This is a genomic window from Paraburkholderia sp. RL17-373-BIF-A (assembly GCF_046030175.1).
Classification (GTDB): domain Bacteria; phylum Pseudomonadota; class Gammaproteobacteria; order Burkholderiales; family Burkholderiaceae; genus Paraburkholderia.
Map to the genome: position 1 here is coordinate 1 of NZ_JARESO010000264.1, position 1,360 is coordinate 1,360.

Consider the following 1,360-nt stretch of genomic DNA (forward strand, 5'->3'; position numbering starts at 1 on the left):
GACGAAGTCACGAATAGCGAAGGTTTCGCCGAGCGATGCGATGTCGCGATAATAGGCGGCGGCATTGTTGGCGTCAGCACCGCGTATGAACTGGCGCGACGCGGCCTCCAGGTCGCTCTGCTCGAAAAGGGCGTCATCGGCTGCGAGCAGTCGGGGCGCAATTGGGGCTGGGTGCGGCAGCAGAACCGCGACCTCCATGAGTTGCCGCTCGCGATGCAGAGCCTCAAGCGCTGGAGCGAACTAAGCGAAGAACTGGGCGAGGATATTGGGTTTCGTAAGGCGGGCATTCTGTACGGCACGGAGCATCAATCTGACATCGCGCAATGGGAGTCGTGGCTTGCCCGCGCCCGGGAAGTCGGCTTTAACAGCGAGATCCTCAGTGCGCGCGAACTGGCAGCGCGCATTCCGTCCGGACGTGCGAAGTGGGCTGGAGGTCTGTGGTCTGTCTCTGACGGGCGCGCCGAGCCGTCGAAAGCCGCGCCTGCGATTGCTCGCGGCGCGCAAGGTCTCGGCGCGATGGTGTATCAGAACTGCGCGGTACGAAGTCTCGACATGAGTGCGGGGCGTGTCTCTGGCGTCTGGACGGAGCGCGGCCGGCTCGCAGCCGACACCGTCGTTCTCGCGGGAGGCGCCTGGAGCGCGTTGTTCTGCCAGCATCACGGCATCGATCTGCCATCCATCAACGTGATGGGAACGGCGTTGCGAACCGCTGAGGCGCCGGGGGTTATCGAAGGCTGTTTCTCCGGGCCTAACTTCGCGCTGAGGCGACGGTTGGACGGCGGCTATACGATCGCGGTTCCCGGCCACGGACGTGTGGAGCTCGCGCCACAAAACCTGCGGCATTCGGTGAAGTTCCGCACCATGTTCCGCAGCAAGCTGAAGAAAAAACTGAAGATTCGCGTCGGTGCCAGCTTCTTCCACGGACCGGAGGCAAGCGCGACCTGGCGCGACGATGACGTCTCGCCGTTCGAAGAAACACGGGTGCTGAATCCCCGGCCTGATACCGAATGGCTCGAACGTGCGCTGCAAAACGTGGCCAGCGTGTTTCCCGAACTGTCGGGGTTGCGGATCGCTCACGCATGGGCGGGCGCGATCGACACGACGCCGGACCTCGTTCCCGTCATCTCGAAGGTTAATGCGAAACCCGGTCTCGTGATCGCGTCCGGCTTCAGCGGACACGGCTTTGGATTAGGGCCAGGCGCAGGGGTGCTCGTGAGCCGGTTGGTAATGGACGAGGCGCCGCAGTTCGACATTAGTCCCTACAGACTCGCCCGCTTTTCCGACGGAACGAAACTGAGCAGCCCCGAAATGATGTGAGTCGAGGCCGCGGGCAAGCTATCGCGGCAGCCCACTTCGGGAG

The 1,360-nt window shown here is 63.4% G+C and carries 1 protein-coding gene; it reads left to right on the plus strand.

Annotated elements, in window-relative coordinates:
* A partial coding sequence (locus P0D80_RS50205; protein ID WP_408296207.1) for an NAD(P)/FAD-dependent oxidoreductase occupies window positions 1–1,317 on the plus strand: 1,317 nt, incomplete at its 5' end.
* Window positions 1,318–1,360 lie beyond the last annotated feature (43 nt).